At 63.2% G+C, this 18,243-nt stretch carries 17 protein-coding genes and 5 pseudogenes; 13 read left to right on the forward strand and 9 right to left on the reverse strand.

What is annotated here, in order from left to right:
• Positions 1–203 precede the first annotated feature (203 nt).
• The 3 genes from V5B44_RS01300 to V5B44_RS01310 all read right to left on the reverse strand — a co-directional run bounded on the left by V5B44_RS01300 (position 204) and on the right by V5B44_RS01310 (position 3,188).
• Positions 204–1,238, reverse strand: coding sequence for an Rpn family recombination-promoting nuclease/putative transposase (locus V5B44_RS01300; protein WP_332357317.1), 1,035 nt, complete (start codon positions 1,236–1,238; stop codon positions 204–206).
• A gap of 176 nt (positions 1,239–1,414) precedes the next feature.
• Positions 1,415–1,693: a hypothetical protein gene (locus V5B44_RS01305; protein WP_332357318.1), complete on the reverse strand. Its 279-nt coding sequence runs from the start codon at positions 1,691–1,693 to the stop codon at positions 1,415–1,417.
• A gap of 331 nt (positions 1,694–2,024) precedes the next feature.
• Complete coding sequence (locus V5B44_RS01310) at positions 2,025–3,188, reverse strand: ATP-binding protein (protein WP_332357319.1); 1,164 nt, start codon at positions 3,186–3,188, stop codon at positions 2,025–2,027.
• Positions 3,189–3,311: 123 nt separating this feature from the next.
• Here V5B44_RS01310 and V5B44_RS01315 point away from each other — a divergent pair, with 123 nt between their 5' ends.
• From V5B44_RS01315 to V5B44_RS01325, 3 genes and pseudogenes are all read left to right on the forward strand, one after another.
• The gene (locus V5B44_RS01315; protein WP_332357893.1) at positions 3,312–3,686 is read left to right on the forward strand and encodes a hypothetical protein; all 375 of its coding nucleotides are present in this window, start codon (positions 3,312–3,314) and stop codon (positions 3,684–3,686) included.
• A 33-nt stretch (positions 3,687–3,719) separates the two neighbouring features.
• Positions 3,720–4,119 (forward strand): annotated as a pseudogene (locus tag V5B44_RS01320) (UDP-glucose 6-dehydrogenase); the annotation flags it as partial.
• 192 nt (positions 4,120–4,311) lie between these two features.
• A pseudogene (locus tag V5B44_RS01325) lies at positions 4,312–4,681 on the forward strand (UDP binding domain-containing protein); the annotation flags it as partial.
• 174 nt (positions 4,682–4,855) lie between these two features.
• Here V5B44_RS01325 and V5B44_RS01330 read toward each other — a convergent pair.
• Complete coding sequence (locus V5B44_RS01330) at positions 4,856–5,179, reverse strand: transposase (protein ID WP_332357867.1); 324 nt, start codon at positions 5,177–5,179, stop codon at positions 4,856–4,858.
• 263 nt (positions 5,180–5,442) lie between these two features.
• Between V5B44_RS01330 and V5B44_RS01335 the strand changes: the two are divergent.
• From V5B44_RS01335 to V5B44_RS01370, 8 genes and pseudogenes are all read left to right on the forward strand, one after another.
• Positions 5,443–6,075 (forward strand): annotated as a pseudogene (locus V5B44_RS01335) (UDP binding domain-containing protein); the annotation flags it as partial.
• Between the two features lie 207 nt (positions 6,076–6,282).
• Positions 6,283–6,471: a hypothetical protein gene (locus V5B44_RS01340; protein WP_332357320.1), complete on the forward strand. Its 189-nt coding sequence runs from the start codon at positions 6,283–6,285 to the stop codon at positions 6,469–6,471.
• Between the two features lie 295 nt (positions 6,472–6,766).
• Positions 6,767–7,048, forward strand: coding sequence for a type II toxin-antitoxin system ParD family antitoxin (locus tag V5B44_RS01345; RefSeq protein WP_332357321.1), 282 nt, complete (start codon positions 6,767–6,769; stop codon positions 7,046–7,048).
• Positions 7,045–7,386 (forward strand): type II toxin-antitoxin system RelE/ParE family toxin, encoded by a 342-nt coding sequence (locus V5B44_RS01350; RefSeq protein WP_332357322.1) that lies wholly within the window; start codon positions 7,045–7,047, stop codon positions 7,384–7,386. Before V5B44_RS01345 ends, V5B44_RS01350 begins: the two co-directional genes overlap by 4 nt.
• A gap of 164 nt (positions 7,387–7,550) precedes the next feature.
• Positions 7,551–8,141: pseudogene (locus V5B44_RS01355) on the forward strand (UDP binding domain-containing protein); the annotation flags it as partial.
• Between the two features lie 234 nt (positions 8,142–8,375).
• Positions 8,376–8,675 (forward strand): annotated as a pseudogene (locus V5B44_RS01360) (group II intron maturase-specific domain-containing protein); the annotation flags it as partial.
• An 88-nt stretch (positions 8,676–8,763) separates the two neighbouring features.
• On the forward strand, positions 8,764–9,717 hold the full coding sequence (locus V5B44_RS01365; protein ID WP_332357323.1) for an IS1595 family transposase: 954 nt from the start codon (positions 8,764–8,766) through the stop codon (positions 9,715–9,717).
• A gap of 293 nt (positions 9,718–10,010) precedes the next feature.
• Positions 10,011–10,682 (forward strand): REP-associated tyrosine transposase, encoded by a 672-nt coding sequence (locus V5B44_RS01370; RefSeq protein WP_332357324.1) that lies wholly within the window; start codon positions 10,011–10,013, stop codon positions 10,680–10,682.
• Positions 10,683–10,713: 31 nt separating this feature from the next.
• On the opposite strand, the gene V5B44_RS01375 is transcribed toward V5B44_RS01370, so the two are convergent.
• A complete protein-coding gene (locus tag V5B44_RS01375; protein WP_434735392.1) occupies positions 10,714–11,472 on the reverse strand; it encodes an N-acetylmuramoyl-L-alanine amidase in 759 nt (252 codons plus the stop codon).
• A gap of 624 nt (positions 11,473–12,096) precedes the next feature.
• Positions 12,097–12,822 (reverse strand): YebC/PmpR family DNA-binding transcriptional regulator, encoded by a 726-nt coding sequence (locus V5B44_RS01380; RefSeq protein ID WP_332357326.1) that lies wholly within the window; start codon positions 12,820–12,822, stop codon positions 12,097–12,099.
• A gap of 141 nt (positions 12,823–12,963) precedes the next feature.
• Here V5B44_RS01380 and V5B44_RS01385 point away from each other — a divergent pair, with 141 nt between their 5' ends.
• Both V5B44_RS01385 and V5B44_RS01390 read left to right on the forward strand, forming a co-directional pair.
• Positions 12,964–14,484, forward strand: coding sequence for a helicase HerA-like domain-containing protein (locus V5B44_RS01385; RefSeq protein ID WP_332357327.1), 1,521 nt, complete (start codon positions 12,964–12,966; stop codon positions 14,482–14,484).
• 106 nt (positions 14,485–14,590) lie between these two features.
• On the forward strand, positions 14,591–15,871 hold the full coding sequence (locus V5B44_RS01390) for a toll/interleukin-1 receptor domain-containing protein (RefSeq protein ID WP_332357328.1): 1,281 nt from the start codon (positions 14,591–14,593) through the stop codon (positions 15,869–15,871).
• Between the two features lie 52 nt (positions 15,872–15,923).
• Here V5B44_RS01390 and V5B44_RS01395 read toward each other — a convergent pair whose 3' ends face one another.
• From V5B44_RS01395 to V5B44_RS01405, 3 genes are read right to left on the reverse strand one after another with little or no spacing between them, the layout of a single operon-like run.
• Entirely contained in the window at positions 15,924–16,736 is an 813-nt protein-coding gene (locus tag V5B44_RS01395) for a metal ABC transporter permease (RefSeq protein WP_332357329.1), read from the reverse strand.
• Entirely contained in the window at positions 16,733–17,299 is a 567-nt protein-coding gene (locus tag V5B44_RS01400; RefSeq protein WP_291911064.1) for an ATP-binding cassette domain-containing protein, read from the reverse strand. The genes V5B44_RS01395 and V5B44_RS01400 overlap by 4 nt, the downstream gene beginning before the upstream one ends.
• A 1-nt stretch (position 17,300) precedes the next feature.
• Positions 17,301–18,194 (reverse strand): metal ABC transporter substrate-binding protein, encoded by an 894-nt coding sequence (locus V5B44_RS01405; protein WP_332357330.1) that lies wholly within the window; start codon positions 18,192–18,194, stop codon positions 17,301–17,303.
• Positions 18,195–18,243: the final 49 nt, after the last annotated feature.

The following is an 18,243-nucleotide window of genomic DNA, read 5'->3' on the forward strand; positions in this document are numbered from 1 at the left end:
AATTACCCCGCGGGTGGTTGTTGCGAAGGTGGCGCTGGAGGGGTGAGGGCGGCGGCGGGTGAGCTGTCCGAGCTTGCCATTGAGTATACCGTCACCGAATTAGCAATTCGCAAGGGTCACTGGTTACCCCATAGCCCAGTTGGCGTGATCCATTCGGGCCGCCGCGGACAGGAATGCGGTCGGCCCGTCGCAGCAGGGGGTGTTCAGGATCGCTCGACGAACACGGCGTCCAGGGTCTGTGCGTCGAGCACGTGCTTCGCCCACGCCTCCAGGCGCTCCGGTTCAGCGCCTGCGAGCTGGCTCTCAACCCAGGGCGGTAAGGCTCCGAAGCGCCAGGTCAACAACTGCTTCAGCAGCCGTGCTTCGCCTTGCTCGATTCCCTTCTCGATTCCCTGCTCGATTCCCTTTTCAATTCCCCTTTCGATCCCTTTTTCGATCCCTTTTTCGATCCCTCTCTCCATCGCCTGTTGTTCCCATTGCTCGGCAATCGTCAGCATCAGTTCACCTCCACCACTCAAAGTTTCTGTCACTACCTGGCGCAACTCGTCACCGCTCAAGCGGTCGATGCTCGCCGCCTGCGCCAGGTACCGTAAAAGTGTACGGACATAGTCCAACCCGATTGAGCTCTGCGCGAGGTCCCGCAGCAGTCCCAGAATTTCCGGCAGCCGCTCGCTCAACTCGTTCCGGAAGATGTACTTCAGGGTCAGCAGCGCCGTATGCAGCATGACCGCACCCTGCAGCTCGTCGTCCCGGTATCCGCTCAAGTCGATCAGGTGATAGATACAGGCCGGCACATAGGCGCGCAGGGCCGGAGCGTCTTCTACCTCATCGGCGAATTGCCGGCTGACGCGCCAGGTCGCCGTGCCGTGATAGACCACGACCGGTACGACAACGGGCAGGCGGCCGGAATTCCCGGCGTTCAGCCATTGTTCCCAGATCCGCACGCGGTAACGCAGGAGGTCCAGGCCGATTCGCGACTCGACGTAGCTCTTGTGTTCGAACAGCACGTGTACATAGCCGGTTCCGCCGCTGCAGAGATCAACGGTGTACAGCAGGTCCGCGGGATGCAGCGCAAGTTCCGGATCGAGAAACGAATCCTTGGCCGTGCGCAAGGTCTTCCAGTCCAGTGCCTGTCCGGCTGCCGCCGGCAGATAACGTTCCAGGAACTCCGCCGCTACCTCGGTCCGCCCGAACACCGCCTTGAAAAAGCGGTCGTGAGGGCTATTCAACGCCGTCATGTGCGATCTCCGCCAACTCGCTGAAGCTTCATCCTATCACTGTCAGGACTGACGTCGCCACTCTGAACAAGAGAAAACTCGGGGCCGGTGCACTCAACTGACCACCAGCCCTCGCAACCTGGCCTACGCGTTGCGCCAGGGGGATACGCTGTTATTCGCCACCGAATGAAGTGATTTCAAGGAATACCGTGACAGTATCCATAACTCTGGGAATACGGTGCGGAATACGGTGACAGTATCCATAACTCGAAGTGGTGCGAAGCCCAGGCAGCGAGCGGTCGGCCGGCACCAAAGGCCAGATGCTTGATCTGCTCACCGACACCCTGCAGCGGGCCGATGTAATGGGAGTCGGTGATCAGATGGTCGAAGAGTCCCTCCAGCGGCGTGCGGCGAACCGCCCGCAGTTCAACCGGGCGTAGGGCGTCGAGACGTCTTTCCAGTGGCGTTCGGTCCACCCCCGCCGGCAAGCGGCCGGCGCCGAGCGATGGCGTTGTTCGGCGGGCGGTGGCGTACCGCGGGCAGGCGGATGTGTTCGGCCCGGTGGAGGACGAGCAGCAAACTGCAGCTGAGTTCGACGAAGGCTGGTGACTGCGGCGAGGTCCGCTCGCCTCCGGCCCGATCTCGATCTCCGATGTCAGCACCTTGAAGCTGCGTCCGATGTCTGCGAGCGACCTGTAACTTGTGACCACCGCGTCGGGTGGCACTGGATTGCCACGTCGGCTGCGCCTCCTCGCCATGAGGGTGGGTATCGGTAATCGGAGCGGCGTGGCCCTGCCGGTGCTGTAGTCAGCCTTCGGCAACTTGGGTTGCCAGTTCGAGCAGTGAGACGGCCTGGATGTCGTGGGCCATTCGATAGCGTTCCTGGCCGGGATAGACGACGAACTTGCGCGCGGGGGCCAGGTCTTCACAGGCGGCATGAAAGCCGCGTTCGACTTTTGGATTGAGGCTGCGCTTGATTTCGACCGCCCATAGGCTGTTGTCCGGCCAGGCCAGCAGCAAGTCGATTTCGGCACCGCCGCTGGTGCGATAGAAGTAACCTTGTGCCTTGCCGGCAGCGGCGATGAGCAGGTTTTCCATGACCATGCATTCCCAGCTTTGCCCGACCACCGGATGTGCCAGCAGGGTTTCCTTCTCGGGGATGGCTAGCAGGGCATGGACCAGGCCGCTGTCGCGGACATAGACCTTGGGCGATTTGACCAGACGCTTGCCCAGGTTGGCATGCCAGGCGGGCAGACGGCGCACGAGGTACAAGTCCGCCAACAGGTCGAGATAGGCCGCGGCGGTCTTGGCGTCTACGCCCAGGTTGCGCGCGAATTGGGCGATGTTGAGCAGGCCGCCCTGATGATGGGCCAGCATGCCCCAGAAGCGACGCAGGGTTTCGGCGGCGATGCGAGGCCCGAACTGTGGAATATCGCGCTCCAGATAGGTGCGGATGAAATCCTGGCGCCATCGCAGGCTGCGGGCTGCATTGGCCGCGAGCAGGCTGTCCGGAAACCCACCGCGTAGCCAGAGTTCATCGGTTGGCAGATTGGGTGTTTCCAGTACGCTGAAAGGCGCCAGTTCAAGATAGCTGATGCGTCCGGCCAGGCTTTCGCCTGACTGCTTGAGCAGATCAGGTGACGCGGACCCCAGCAGCAGATATTGACCGGTTGTGCGACCTGCTCGCCGAGCGCGGTCGATCAATCCGCGCAGTACCGGAAACAACCCGGGGGCGCGATGCACTTCGTCGATGATGACCAGCTTGTCTTGATGGTCTGCCAGGTAGAGCTCGGGTTGGGCGAGCTTGGCGCGGTCCTGTTCCGACTCGAGATCAAGATAGAGTGCGTTGATCTGGCGGCCGATTTCCAGGGCCAGCGTGGTTTTCCCGACCTGGCGCGGCCCAAGCAGCGCCACGGCGGGGGTGTAGTCGACTGCGGCCTTGAGTTTGGTAGCCAGTGTTCGCTTCATCATGCTTGCAATTGTGGAACTTGGGTGCATTGATTGCAAGGCTTGAATAGGGAAACGGGGACAGTATAGTTAACTGCCCCACCAGCCCTCGCAACTTCCCCGGCGTTGCGTTAGCCGGATACGCTGTTGATCGCCACTGAATGCGTCTACAGCGGCATGCCCTTCGCCGAATGCGACAAGGTCGATCACCTGGTCAGCTGCGACCAGGAAGGTCAACGAGCTGATGGCGCACACCTACAGCCATCTCTGTCGCTTGCCGAACACTGGCCTGCGCTTCTTCACCGTAAACCGGTGCCCCTGATGGACTTCATCGGCTGTCTCGATGAGCGGGTTGGGCGCCAGGCTGCGAAGCGCATGCTGCCGATGGAGGCGGGCGACGTGGCGGCCACGTGCGCCGACACCGCCGCCCTTGAACCATGGATCGACTTCGCGCCGAGCACACCGCCGTCTGCGGGCATAGTGCGCTTGGTCGATTGGTCTCGCCACTACTACCAGGTCTGAAAGGAAAGTTTTCCTCCGAGGAAAGTCACCGTTATTGGCACCGGCCAGGTTGGCCTGGTCACCGGCGCTTGCCTGTCGGAAATGGGCAACCACGCGCTCTGTCTGGATGTGGACGAGCGCAAGAGCGAGATCCTCAACAACGGCGGCATCCCGATCCATGAGCCCGGTCTGGAAGAGATGATCAAGCGCAATGCCGCCGATGGCCGGCTGCAATTCACCATCGACATTGCCGCCGCGGTGCATCACGGGACGCTGCAGTTCATCGGCGTCGGCACGCCGCCCGACGAGGACGGTTCGGCCGATCTCCAGTACGTGCTGGCCGCGGCGCGCAGCATCGGCCAGCACATGACCGACTACAAGGTGATCGTCGACAAGAGCACGGTGCCGGTCGGCACCGCCGACCGGGTGCGCGCGGCGGTGCAGGCGGTGCTGGCGGAACGTGGCGTCGCATGTAATTCGGGGACAGTATATGTATCTCCGGGTGCTTCTGGCCGACAGTCGGCGGATTGTTGCTCGCGGTCGACGTGGCCGGGAGGATTTTCGCCTCACGGTCAGTTCAAATCGCCCGATGAATCGGGCTCCTACAGCGTAATTTGGCGAGGCCGGGATGAGGTCAGGCGACACTTCGCTGGTGCGCCGCGGCATCGGCAGCGACCCGCGCATCGGCACGCACTTTCTCTACGCCGGTACCGGCTACGGCGGATCGTGTTTTCCCAAGGATGTCAAGGCGCTGGTCCGTACCGGCCACGAGGCCACGACAGGGGGGCGTTGATCTGCGGGTGCTGACTGCGGTCGAGGCGGCGAACGATAGCCAGAAGCGGGTGCTGGTCGACAAGGTCGTCGCCCGTTTTGGCGAGAATCTGCAGGGACGCAGCTTTGCCCTCTGGGGCCTGGCCTTCAAGCCGGACACCGACGACATGCGCGAAGCGCCGAGTCGGGTGATCGTACACGAACTGCTGCGCCGCGGCGCGGCGATCCGGGCGTACGACCCAATCCTCACAAGTTAGCATATAGGCATAATCACTTATAGGCGTGCGACAGGTGCGGTTTCGGCTGCGGTTTTCGAGGTTGGGAGCGATTGGGGACGAACTTCTGGAGGTTCAGCGCGATTTCCTCGAGGATGGGCTTGAGGCGGCGAGTGGTGGCGGTTGCAGCCAGGAGCCAACGGCCTATCTGTCGCTTGATCTTGTCGATTTCCAAGGTGCGGTTGATCTTGTAGGTCGAACCGGGGTCGAGAAGGGTGTTGGTAGCGACATAGGCGGCCAGTGCATTGAGGTTGTCGAAGACCTGTCGCCGAAATCCTGGCGCGCCGCATGCCAAGACAAGCCGGAGGTATGCTCCAGTTGCAGCCGGTGCTTGATCCGTTTGAACGCCTCTTCGATCCGCCAGCGGCCGTGGTACAGCTCGGCAAACGCAGCGGCTGGAAAGGTCACTGGATCGAGGAGCGATGTCATCACCACATGCACCCGTCCGTTCGGTGTCGCCACCCGCACCAAGCGAACCGTGGTCGGCGTGGCCGGGCATTCATAGTCCCTGGCATCACGGGCATTGGGCGCGCGCAAGACGACGACCTGCTCGCTTCGACCGTGTAATTCGGGGACAGTATATGTATCTCAGGCTGCTTCTGGCCGACAGTCGGCGGATTGTTGCTCGCGGTCGACGTGGCCGGGAGGATTTTCGCCTCACGGTCAGTTCAAATCGCCCGATGAATCGGGCTCCTACAGCGTAATTTGGCGAGGCTAGGATGGGGTCAGGCGACACTTCGCTGGTGCGCTGTCGCGGCATCGGCAGCGACCCGCGCATCGGCACGCACTTTCTCTACGCCGGTACCGGCTACGGCGGGTCGTGCTTTCCGAAGGATGTGAAGGCGCTGGTCCGCACCGGCCACGAGGCCACGACAGGGGGCGTTGATCTGCGGGTGCTGACCGCGGTCGAGGCGGCGAACGATAGCCAGAAGCGGGTGCTGGTCGACAAGGTCGTCGCCCGTTTTGGCGAGAATCTGCAGGGACGCAGCTTTGCCCTCTGGGGCCTGGCCTTCAAGCCGGACACCGACGACATGCGCGAAGCGCCGAGCTGGGTGATCGTGCACGAACTACTGCGCCGCGGCGCGGCGATCCGGGCGTACGACCCGGTGGCGATGGACGAAGCGCGGCGGGTGTTCGGCGACCTGCCGGGGCTGAGCTTCGCCAGCCACCAGGCGGACGCGCTGCGCGATGCCGATGCACGGCTGATCGTTACCGAGTGGCGCGAGTTCAAGAGCCCGGACTTCGAGCAGATGCGGGCGCTGCTCAAGCAGCCGCTGATCTGCGACGGCCGCAACCTCTTCGACCCCGCCCTCGTCCGCAGCCTGGGGCTGGAGTATCACGCCGTCGGGCGAGGTGAGGCGTAATTCGGGGACAGTATATGTAACTCGAAGGGCTGGGCGGTTCGGGCTTGCGGGCTTGCAATTGAGTATACTGTCACCGAATTCCGTCCACCGTATTCGCTACCGCGGGCGGGAAAAAGGCGACAGTATACTTAATTTCGTCTTCGCCGAGCGCCAGGCATCCTCTCGCGAGCTATCGTGGCGGCGTTTTCCTGCAACCGCTAGAAACCATTGCTCGCGGCTACGCGCACCGCCGAAGTCGAGCCGGTGATCCTGGATGATCGCGACCGCTTTGACCCGGTGCTGGTGCGCGAGCCGGGTGTGGAGTACCCCACGGGAGGGTGTGGGGCGTGGTTTCCTGGGGGGCGCAGCAGCGGCTGGGCGGTCGAAGTGGGCCATCGCTATCGCTATTGGTATTGAATATACTGTCACCGTATTAGGGCGTCACCGTAATAGGGCTGATGGTCCGCCATCGTTCCAAGGTGGCCTCGGCAACGCTCCAGCGCTTGGCCAGTTCTTTCTGGGTCATCAACTTCTCTTGCATGTCAGCGTCTCTTCAGGAGTGTCGTCATGTCCCGGATTTACGCGCTGCAAGCCCAAGAAGCCAAGCGACATGATGCTGGTGGTTCGCAACGTGGTCTTTACGGCTGCCAGCGATTGACCCAAGCCGTCAGGGTTGGCATAATCTGCCAATAGCCATGAGATGGAGGTTGGCATGCCTACGCGCAATGTTGTGCTCACCGAGCACCAAGCCTCGCTGGTCGAGCAGTTGGTCACCAGCGGTCGTTACCAAAACGCCAGTGAAGTTCTGCGTGAGGGTCTTCGTCTCGTTGAGCAACGCGAGGCCGAAGATGCTTGCCGTCTTGAGGCCCTTCGGTCTGCTGTGCAAATGGGGATTGCAGACATTGAGGCTGGCCGATTCAAGACCTTTGAAGCCAAAGAATCGCTGCGGGGCCAACTCAAATTCATCACCGACAAAGCGATCGCTGCTGCATGAGCTTTGTCTGGCAGATTCGGTTGGCAGAGCGAGCCGAACTGGATTTTCTCGACATCGCCGCATGGACTGCTGAGAACTTCGGCGCTCGCCAGGCAGAGTACTACGCCGAGACTGTGACGCTGGCGATTGAGGCCTTGCATGATGGGCCAGAAATTCTGGGGGCCCAAGCGCGGGACGATATTGGATCAGGCATCCGCACCTTGCATGTGGCTCGGCAAGGCAGAAAAGGTCGCCATTTTGTGGTTTTCAAGGAAGCGGAAGGTCGAAGCATCGATGTCCTCCGATTGCTTCATGACAGCATGGACTTGGCCAGGCATGTTCCTGTGGCCGGTCGGTAATTCGGGGACAGTATATTTATATCTGGGTGCTTCTGGCCGACAGTCGGTGGATTGTGGCTCGCGGTGGACGTGGCCGGGAGGATTTCCACTTCACGGTCAGTTCAAATCGCCCGATGAATCGGGCTCCTACAGCGTAATTTGGCGAGTCCGGGATGGGGTCAGGCGACACTTCGCTGGTGCGCCGCGGCATCAGCAGCGATCTGCGCATCGGCATGCACTTTCTCTACGCCGGTACCGGCTACGGGGGGTCGTCCTTTCCCAAGGATGTGAAGGCGCTGGTCCGCACGGGCGACGATATGGGCATCGACCGGCGCGTGCTGGCGGCGGTTGCGGCGGCGAACGATACTCAGAAGCGGGTGCTGGTCGACAAGGTCGTCGCCCGCTTCGGCGAGGATCTGCAGGGACGCCAATTCGCCCTCTGGCGCCTGGCCTTCAAGCTGGACACCGACGACCTGCGCGAAGCGCCGAGTCGGGTGATCGTGCACGAGCTGCTGCGCCGCGGCGCGGCAATCCAGGCCTACGACCCGGTGGCGATGGACGAGGCGCGCCGGGTGCTTGGCGACCTGCCGGGGCTGAGCTTCGCCAGCCACCAGGCGGACGCGCTGCTGATCGCCACCGAGTGGCGCGAGTTCACGAGCCCGGACTTCGAGCAGATGCGGGCGCTGCTCAAGCAGTCGCTGATCTTCGACGGCCGCAACCTCTTCGACCCGGCCATGGCCCGCAGGCTGGGACTGGAGTATCACGCGATTGGGCGAGGGAGGCGCCTCGCGGGGTGGCTCTGGAGGGGTAGAGGGCGGCGGCAGAGGCTGGGCGGCCCGGGCTTGCTATTGGGTATACTGTCACCGAATTTGGACGACAAGACACACCTGTGTCAGATACCGCGAGAGCGGTTTGACTTCCTGGGTTACACCTTCGGGCGGTGCTACAGCCAGAAGACCGGGCGCGCCTACATTGGCACCCGGCCCTCGTCGAAGAGCATCAAACGGCTGGTGGAAAGTATTACTCAGGAAACCGACCGCAGCCGAATTCTCCTGGACGGGGAGGATGTCGTGGGACGGCTGAACCGGAAACTGATCGGCTGGGCGAACTACTTCTGCCTCGGTCCAGTCAGACCGGCGTATCGGGCGATCAACGCCCATGTCACCCAACGGCTCCGCCGGTGGTTGTGCAAGAAACACAAGGTTCCCGGCAATGGGTGGGCGCGCTACCCCAACCAGTACCTCCACGAGCAGTTGGGACTGGTCAATCTGCCGGCGAGAATCCGCGACCTTCCGTGGGCGAAAGCATGACCTGATTAGCAACGATCGTCAGCTGGGCGCATCTGGTGAGCCCGGCTGGGCTTATCCTGAACTCTGTCACCACAGGGAGGTCAGGGCCATGGCAATGAATCGAATTCAGTTTCAACGCGGTTTGTCGATGCCAGAGTTTGCTAAGCGCTTCGGAACCGAGTCGCAGTGCGCAGCAGCGCTGGAGGCGGCGCGGTGGCCGAACGGGTTTTCCTGTCCGCGCTGCGGTGGAGCGGGACACTGTGTTCTGCGCGGGGGTTCCTGCAAGGTTTTCCAGTGCAACGCCTGTCGGCATCAAACGTCGCTGATCGCCGGGACGGTGTTTCAAGGCACCAAGCTGCCGCTGACCGTGTGGTTCCTGGCGATCTACCTCATCAGCCAGGCCAAGACGGGTCTGTCGGCGCTGGCGCTGAAGCGACATCTGGGCGTGAGCTACCCCACCGCCTGGCTCATCCACCACAAGCTGATGCGGGCAATGGAACAGCGAGAAGAGCGCTATGTGCTCGAAGGTCAGGTGCAGGTCGACGACGCCTACCTGGGAGGCGAGCGTACCGGCGGCAAGGTCGGGCGCGGTTCGAAGAACAAGGTGCCCTTCGTTGCAGCCGTCTCGTTCAGTGAGGAGGGCCACCCCTTGCGTGCCAAACTCACGCTCGTTCCCGGTTTCACCCTGACGGCAATTGCCCAGTGGGCCAAGAGCAACCTCGCTCCGGGATCGACGGTGCTGTCGGATGGTCTGGCTTGCTTCAACGCCGTCATCGACGCAGGCTGCGTTCATCAGCCGACCGTTGTCGCCGGGCGAAAGCCCAAGGACCTGCCAGAGTTCAAGTGGGTCAACACGGTCTTGGGTAATCTCAAGACCAGCCTTTCGGGCTGTTATCACGCGCTTGCCTTCCGAAAGTATGGTGCTCAGTACCTCGCCGCTTTCGCCTACCGATTCAACCGCCGATTCGATCTCAGGACCTTGAACGCGCGGCTCCTGCTCGCCGCCGTAGCCTGCTCGCCGCTGCCCCAGCGCTCGATTCGGGCGGCTGACGTTCATTGCTAATCAGGAAGCATGATGTCTTGTCCGAGAGCCGGATGCGCGAGAAGCGCCTGTCCGGTTCGATGAGCGGGATGTGGAAACGGGGTTATGGCAAGGCTACTTGGGCACCGTCAGACGAAAGGGACGGAAACAGACAAGCCGAACTTATCGCCACCGCGCCACATCTCGACTCTACCCAATTAAGGTCTGTCACCAAATTAAGGTCACCAAATTAAGGCCAAAAACCACTTGTTTGTTAAAAAAGGGGACAGTATAGTTAACTCCACGGGATCACACAGACGGCCAGGAGGACGACGGTGGCGAGAATTGCGAGGGTGGTGGCATCGGGTTATCCGCATCACGTGACACAACGGGGTAACCGGCGCCAGCAGACTTTTTTCTCCGAGGACGATTATCGCGAGTACCTGCGCCTGATGTCAGCTTCGTGCGCGCGTAGCGGGACCGAGGTCTGGGCTTACTGCCTGATGCCAAACCATGTCCACCTGATCATGGTGCCGCAGCATGCCGATGGGCTGCGAAGTGCGGTGAGTGAGGCGCATCGGCGCTTCACGCTTCGGATCAACGTCCGCGAAGGATGGCAGGGCCATCTCTGGCAGGAGCGCTTCCACTCATTCCTGCTGGATGAGACGCACCTGGTGGCTGCCGTACGGTATGTCGAAAACAACCCGGTTCGTGCCGGGCTGTGCGCGCACGCCGAAGACTGGCCATGGTCCAGTGCGCGCGCACACTTGCGGGGTGAGGATGATGGGTTGGCAAGGGTTGCGCCGATGCTGGCTGTGGTTGCGAACTGGCCAGAGTACCTGAGCGAAGCGACGCATCAGTCGCTGGCCGAAAAAATCCATGCTCACACCCGGACCGGGCGGCCGTTGGGCGAAGAAGCCTTCGTCGGAGAACTGGAAGCGCGGCTCGAGCGCACGCTGCGGCCGCAGAAACGCGGTCCAAAGCCGAGATCGGAGACCGGCGAGTAGCGCGTTCTGATCGGTGCTGCGGTGGAGTTAACTATACTGTCCCCGAATTGCGCTTCGCGATTACCAGGCATTGTAGGAGGCGGCGCTCCGCCTCGCTCGCTTCTCCCGCGGCGTCGATGCCGAGGTAATGCCGCCTAAACGCGGCCATGGCGGCTGCCGGATTGGCGACGTCGTAACCGATGGCCTGCAGGGCAACCAGGGGGTCGGAAAGATCCGGGATCGGTGTCAGTGGGGGCTCGTCGCACCACAAGCCAAAGCCCGCACTCGCCAGACGTTGCCAGGGGAAATAACGACTCGGATCGACCTTTCGGCCGGGGGCCACATCGCCGTGCCCGAGGAAATTGCCCGTCGGAATCCGGTAACGTTCCTTCAAGCCCTTCAACAGCTCAAGGAGACGCACGATCTGTGCGTCCGGGTAGGGTTCGGCACCCGTATTGTCGAGCTCGATGCCGATTGACGCTGAGTTCAGATCGGTGTTTCCTCCCCACCAGGATGCCCCGGCGTGCCAGGCGCGCCTTTCTTCGTCGACCAGCTGGTAAAGGGTGCCGTCGCGTCCGATGAGGTAATGCGCGCTGACCTGGCGGGCCGGGTCGGTGAGTGTCCTGAGGGCAGGCGCGACGCTGTCGTTGCTGGTGTCGTGGATGATCACGAAGTTTGGCCGACGGGCATTGTGGTTTGGCGAAGGAACCGCAATGGCATCCGCCTCTGGACCAGTCGGAAAGCCGCCGCATCCGGCCAGCAAGACGCATGCGAAAACGAAACAAACGCCAGGTGAAAGGCGGGGAATCAACTCAGGCTCCCGGGGTCGGGGGGTCGCCGGCGAGGTGATTTGCCTCTGGCCACGTGCCGGGCTGCAGGTTGATCGACAAAAAAGGTCATCTGCTGGGCTCCACTTTGATCCGTACCTGCTTGCTTGCCGTGCAGCGGCGTATCCTTTTCGCTGGCCGCCGCACAGGCCCTGCAGTCCAGAATTGACGACGGCTGCCTTGGCCGGCGATACTTGGTGAACCCGGGTCGATTCCCCATTCTCTATCGCCACCTTGATGATCAACCGCGCCCTGCTCCTTACTCTCCTGCTTTCAGGCTGCGCCGATACCATGCTTGTGGGCTATGGTGGCGACACAAACTACCTGACCTTCGATCACCCGAATTCCGAAAAGGCCATTGCGGACGTTCGTACGAGGGCCGAAAGACTCTGCCAACAGCGGAAACAGGTGGCGATCAGGACGGCAAGCGTCTGCTCCCTGACAAAGTGCGTGACCGACTATCAGTGCGCTGATGAGGCCGATGTGATCAGGTATGGGCTATAGCGCACGGCAACGTGACGCGACCCCGTCAATGGTCAGCGCCCGGACTCCATTTGTTCGGGCCCTCGGTTGTTGGCGCTCGAGCTCTTCCATCCCCCCGCCGCTGCTCACTCGTCCATGACGACGCTGGTGTAAACCTCCTGCACGTCGTCGAGGCTTTCGAGGACGTCGATCAGCTTCTGCATGCGCACTGCTTCGTCACCGCTGAGCTGCGTTTCGTTTTCGGCCTTCATCGTCACGCCGCCATACTCGGCCTTGAAACCGGCGGCTTCGAGGGCATCCTTCACCGCCATGTAGTCATTCGGCGCGGTAATCACTTCGACCGAGCCGTCGTCGTTACTCAAGACGTCGTCGGCTCCGGCTTCGATTGCTGCATCCATCAGCGCCGCTTCGTCAGTTCCGGGAGCGAACAGCAACTGGCCGCAATGCCTGAACTGGAAGGCGACGCAGCCATCGGTGCCGAGGTTGCCGCCGTACTTGTTGAAGGCATGGCGGACGTCGGCGACGGTACGCGTCTTGTTGTCGGTCAGGCAATCGACAATCACGGCGGCGCCGCCGATGCCGTAGCCTTCATAACGGATCTCGACGTATTCGACCCCTTCGATCTCGCCGGTGCCCTTCTTGATCGCGTTGTCGATCTTGTCCCTGGGCATGTTGACGCCCTTGCCCTTGTCGATCGCCAACCGCAGACGCGGGTTGAACGACGGGTCGCCGCCGCCCATCTTGGCCGATACGGTGATTTCCTTGGCGATCTTGGAAAAGGATGCGCTGCGCTTCTCATCCTGGCGACCCTTGCGGTGCTGGATGTTGGCCCATTTCGAGTGTCCTGCCATGCTGCCCTCTTGTGATTGCTGGTCTGCTGCGGTTGTCGCCCGAGGCAACAAAACCGGCTGCAAATGGTTGATAATCAAGCCCGGCATTCTACCACTTCCCGTTCTGCCGCCCGTCGCTGTCATCATCCTCCGGAGTCGATCATGGTTACACCCCTCGTCATTGCCAAACACGAAGAGACCGAACTGGCGCTGCTGCCGGCGCTCGCCAACCGGCACGGCCTGATCACCGGTGCCACCGGCACCGGCAAGACGATCACGCTGCAGCTGCTGGCTGAGCGGTTTTCGGCGATCGGCGTGCCGGTGTTCATGGCCGACGTGAAAGGGGATCTTTCGGGTCTCGCTGCGCCGGGCAGCCTGAGCCCGAAGATGCAGTCGCGCCTTGATATGCTGGGCGTCACGGATTACGCGCCGGCGAAATGTCCGGTCGCTTTCTGGGATGTTTTCGGTGCACAGGGGCATCCGGTGCGCGCGACGATTTCGGACATGGGGCCGGTGTTGCTGGCGCGGCTGCTGAATCTGAACGACACGCAGGCGGGTGTGCTGCAGCTGGTGTTCAGGATTGCTGACGACAATGGCCTGCTGCTGCTGGATCTGAAGGATCTGCGGGCAATGATTCAATACGTCGGCGAGAACGCCAAGAGCTTCACGACGGAGTACGGCAATGTCTCGGCCGCGTCGATCGGTGCCATCCAGCGCGGCTTGCTGAACCTGGGCGAGCAGGGGGGCGAAGTCTTCTTCGGCGAGCCGATGCTGGACATTGCCGACCTGATGCAGACCGACGATGGCAAGGGCATGGTCAACATTCTCGCCGGCGACAAGCTGATGGCCTCGCCACGCCTGTACTCGACCTTCCTGCTCTGGCTGTTGTCGGAGTTGTTCGAGCAACTGCCGGAAGTCGGCGATCTCGACAAACCCAAGCTGGTGTTCTTCTTCGACGAGGCGCACCTGCTGTTCAACGAAGCGCCGGCGGCGCTCCTGGAGAAGATCGAACAGGTGGTGCGCCTGATCCGCTCGAAGGGGGTCGGCATTTATTTCGTGACGCAGAATCCGCTCGACATCCCCGATACCGTTCTCGGGCAGCTCGGCAACCGGGTGCAGCATGCGCTGCGGGCGTTCACGCCACGTGACCAGAAGGCGGTGAAAGCGGCTGCCCAGACCTTGCGGGCAAATCCCCGCTTCGATGCCGAGACGGCGATCACCGAACTCGGCGTCGGCGAGGCGCTGGTTTCCTTTCTCGACGAGAAGGGCCGGCCAAATGTCGTCGAGCGCGCCTTCATTCTGCCGCCGGCGTCGCGTATCGGTCCGCAGACTGCCGACGAGAGGCAGGCAGTGATCCGGAGCTCGGCGATCTACGGCCATTACGAGAAGGCGGTCGATCGCGAGTCGGCTTACGAGAAGCTGAAGGGCAGCGCTACCCAGGCGAACGGCGGGACGCAGCCGCCTGCCGGCGAGCCGGCGCCGGCAGCTGCCGGTGGCGGCTGGCTGGGCGGTCTCGGCGACCTGTTCGGCGGCGGCTCCGCTGGCGGCCGGACACGGGGCGGCGATTCGGTGATCGAGACGGCCGCCAAGAGTGCTGCGCGGGCGATCGGCTCGCAGGTCGGTCGCGAGATCATTCGCGGTGTGCTGGGGTCCATCCTCGGTGGCGGTTCACGGCGGCGCTGAGCGGCCCTGCGACGGGTGTGACTGATGGCCGGTCAGGCGTTGCCAGGCGGTCGTTGGCCTGTCCATCGGCAGTCTTGGTTGTGCAATTACTGTGCTGGTTGATCCCATGGCTGATATCCCGCTGCGCGAACGTCCCTTCGACACTTTCCTGAGTCATGCCCACGCCGACAAGGCGGTGGTGGACCGCGTACACGCGTGGCTGGAGCGCGCCGGGCTCAAGGTCTGGTACGACGCGACGCATCTGGGTGCCGGTGCGAAGATTGCCAGCGAACTCGGCCAGGCCATCGCCCAGTGCCGCTCGGCCTTGGTGGTGATGTCCCGCGCTTCGGTCGAATCGGGCTGGGTCGAGGATGAGTGGAACCTGGCATCGGTGGAACGTAACCGCAAGGCCACGCGTGACTTCCGGGTCATCCCGCTGCGCCTCGAGGACTGCGAGCTGCCCCGTTTTCTGGAGTCTACGAAGTGGGTCGACCTGGTCGGTCGACTGGACGAGGTGGCTGCCTGGGCTGAGGTTCTGGATGCGATGGCCGGTGACGACACCGACCTGGATGCGGTGCGGCCGCTGGATGTGTATGTCAGTCGCAGCTGGCAGCTCGGCCGCGAGCAGACCCTGGCCGACCAGGTGCTGGCCCGCCTGGCGGCGCCCGACCTGCGCCTGATCGGCGACTCGCCCGAATGGCCGAGCTTCAGCGGCGACCGTATTCGCTCGATCATGCGCAGTTGCGGCGGCGTCGTCTGCATCATTCCGAACCGGCCGCGCAGTGCCGACAACGACCGGCTGAAGTACTTCATTCGCGAGGCCCGTACGGCAGGGCAACTCGGGCTGCCGTTGCTGGTGGTGGCCGAGGACGGCGCCGACCTGCCGGTCGACCTGCCGGTGCGCTTGCGTGCCGGCGCCGATGGCGTCAATGCACACCCCGAGTTGACCACCGACCTCGCCGAGGGGGTGGAGGAGTTCCTTGAACGCTGCCGCAGCCGGCCACGCGCCGGCCATGTGTTCCTGGCCACCGATTTCGACGAGGCCGCGCGCGCGCGCAACCACCTGCTGCGCCGGGTCATCCAGCGCTGCAGTGGTCTGCGCTGCGTGGTCGGCGAGCAGGTCGGCGGCGATAGCGTGCACAGCTCGATCATCAGCCTGATTCGTGACGCGGTGTGGGTGCTGGCCGACGTCAGCGGCAACAATCTGAACACCTGTATCGAGGCCGGCGCTGCTTGCGGTGCGGCGGTCGATTGCACGCTGGTGGCGCGCAAACCCTACCAGCAGCAGCCCTTCATGCTGCGCGGCATGGAACTCAAGACCTATGACGATGCGGTGGACCTGCTGGCCATCGCGCACCGGGCGGCGAGGGCTTATCGGCGCAAGGTGCTGCGCATTGGCAACGACTGAGGAGTTGGCCACGTGCCGTCGCCGACTGCGCTGCGCCTGCTGGCTGGGCAGGTCAGCGACCTGCCGAGAGTCGCCGCAGCACGCCACTCAGCACCGCAAAAGCAACCAGCAGGAGGCCGCACAGGGGACTGAAAGGCTGGTCGAGCGAGAGCGCCAGGGCGAATGCGAGGACGTAGATCGCGACGCCGGTCGCCGTCGCAAGGAGCAGGCATTGACGCCAGCCACCACCCCAGGCAAAGGCCACCAGCGGTGGCACGAAGATCAACGCGAAGGCACCCATCACGCCCAGGCTCATGGTCGCCAGCGCCAGCGCGCCTGCGACCAGTAGATCGAAGCCGATCTGCGCGCGTCTTCCGGACAGCCCGCGGGCACGCAGGAAGTCGGGAAAGAAATGCGCCAGCAACAGGCGTTGCGAGAGCAGTCGCATGACGAACAGGGAAGCGAGCGCCAGGGCAGCGGCCGAGATCAGGTGGGACTGGTCGGTGAAGTAGAGCTGGCCGTCGAAGAGGGCTTGCCCGATACGTTCCGCCAGCGGCAGATTGCTCACCATGAGCACCGAGGCTGCCCAGCCAAGCAGGAGCAGCAAGCCATAGGCGGCCCCCTGCGTGGTGTGCGACGAGCCATCGAAGGCGTGTTTGAGACTGCCGGCCAGGCCGGCGGCAGCCAGCCCGCCGAACACCATCGGCAGGCCGGCGAGCATCGCCAGCAGCGAGCCGGCAGCCGCCGTCTGGGCAAAGGCCAGGGCGGCCAGCCACTCGCCGCGCAGGCGAAGGTAGCAGCCGAGCAGTGGCAGCAGCATGGCGAACATCAAGCCGGTCAGGAAAGGCCCGGCAAAGAGCGGGTCGAGTAGCAGGGCAGGGTTCATCCGAGGCTGATCTTCCGGTGGCAGACGGCATTGATGAAGCGTTGGTCGTGGCTGACCACGAGCAAGCCGCAGCCGGCGTCGGCGCGCCGCTGCAGCACCCGCTCGAGAAAGATCGTGCCTTCGGGGTCGAGGTTGTTGGTCGGCTCGTCGAGCAGGACGACGTCAGCCGCTGCGAGCAGGCAGGACCAGAGGTAGAGAAACTGGAGCTGTCCTCCGGAGAGCCTGTCGAGCCGTTTGCCGAGCTGTGTCGAGAGCCAGGGTGGCAGCTCCTCCGGACTGGCGCCGGTCAGTGCCAGCAGGTCGGTGGCATTGATCGGGAGACCATCGATCGCCGGCGGCTGTTGCTGCTGCAGCGAGATCTGCAAGCCGGCCGCCTTGCCGATCTGGCCCGAGAAGATCCTTGCCGATCCGGTCAGGGCAGCCAGCAGCGTCGACTTGCCGCAGGCATTGGGCCCGACGACGCCGAGGATCTCGCTGCGGGCGAGGCGAAACGAGAGCGGGCCAACCACCGGCCGGGTGTAGCCGGCGGTCAGCGCGTCGATGTCGAGCAGTGGCTTCGGCACGCTACAGCGCCCTGAGGAGGCGGTTGATGGTGTCGTCGTAGAGCGAGAAAAGGTTGGTCGCCTCGGGCGTGCCGCCGATGGTGAACGGCAGTACGACGACCGGAATTCCCGTTCGCTCGGCGATCCAGAGTGAGGGCGCGGCATGTTGGTAGGCGGCGCGGAGGACCATTCTGGCTGGCTGAGCGGTCTGCTGGGCGACGATCCCGGCCAGCCACGAGCTGGTCGGTTCAAGCCCGGGTTTTGGTTCGAGCGTGCCGGTTTCCTTCAGGCCGAGCCAGTTCTGCAAATAGGGAAAGGCCTTGTGCTGAACCAGCACCGGTACGCCGCGCAGCGGCGCAGCTTGTTTCTCCCAGCGGACCAGCGCGGTTCGCAGGCGTTCGGCGAATGCCTGGTAGTTGGCGACGTAAGCGGTGGCATTGGCCGGGTCGAGCTCGGCCATGCGTCGGGCCAACGCCTCGCCGACCTTCAGCAGATTGCGCGGATCGGTCTGGATATGCGGGTTGCCTGCAGCATGCACGTCGCCGAGAGTCCGGTCGAGCACCGGGGGGATTTCCAGCATGCTGACGAAACGTGCGGCTTCGAAGTAGCCGGGTCGGCCGAACTGGATGGCGGCGTTGCCCGACTCGCGAACGACCAGCGGTAACCAGCCGATCTCGAGATCGGCGCCGGTCGCCACCACCAGCTGCGCTGTGCGTGCGCGGGCGATCAGCGAGGGTTTGGCCTCGATTCGGTGGGGATCCTGCAGGCCGTGCGTGGCCGTGTAAACACTGACCTTGTCGCCGCCGACTTCCTGCGCCAGCGCTCCCCATTCCGGGACAGTGGCGAAGATGTTGAAGGCGGCATGCGCCGGCAGCGAGACTGCGAGCAGGATCAAGAGGGAAAAGAAACGTGTCACGATAACTCCTTGGCGGTGAATGTCGCGCCGGGCGGCAAGAGCCAGCCGA

The organism is Candidatus Accumulibacter necessarius (assembly GCF_036625085.1).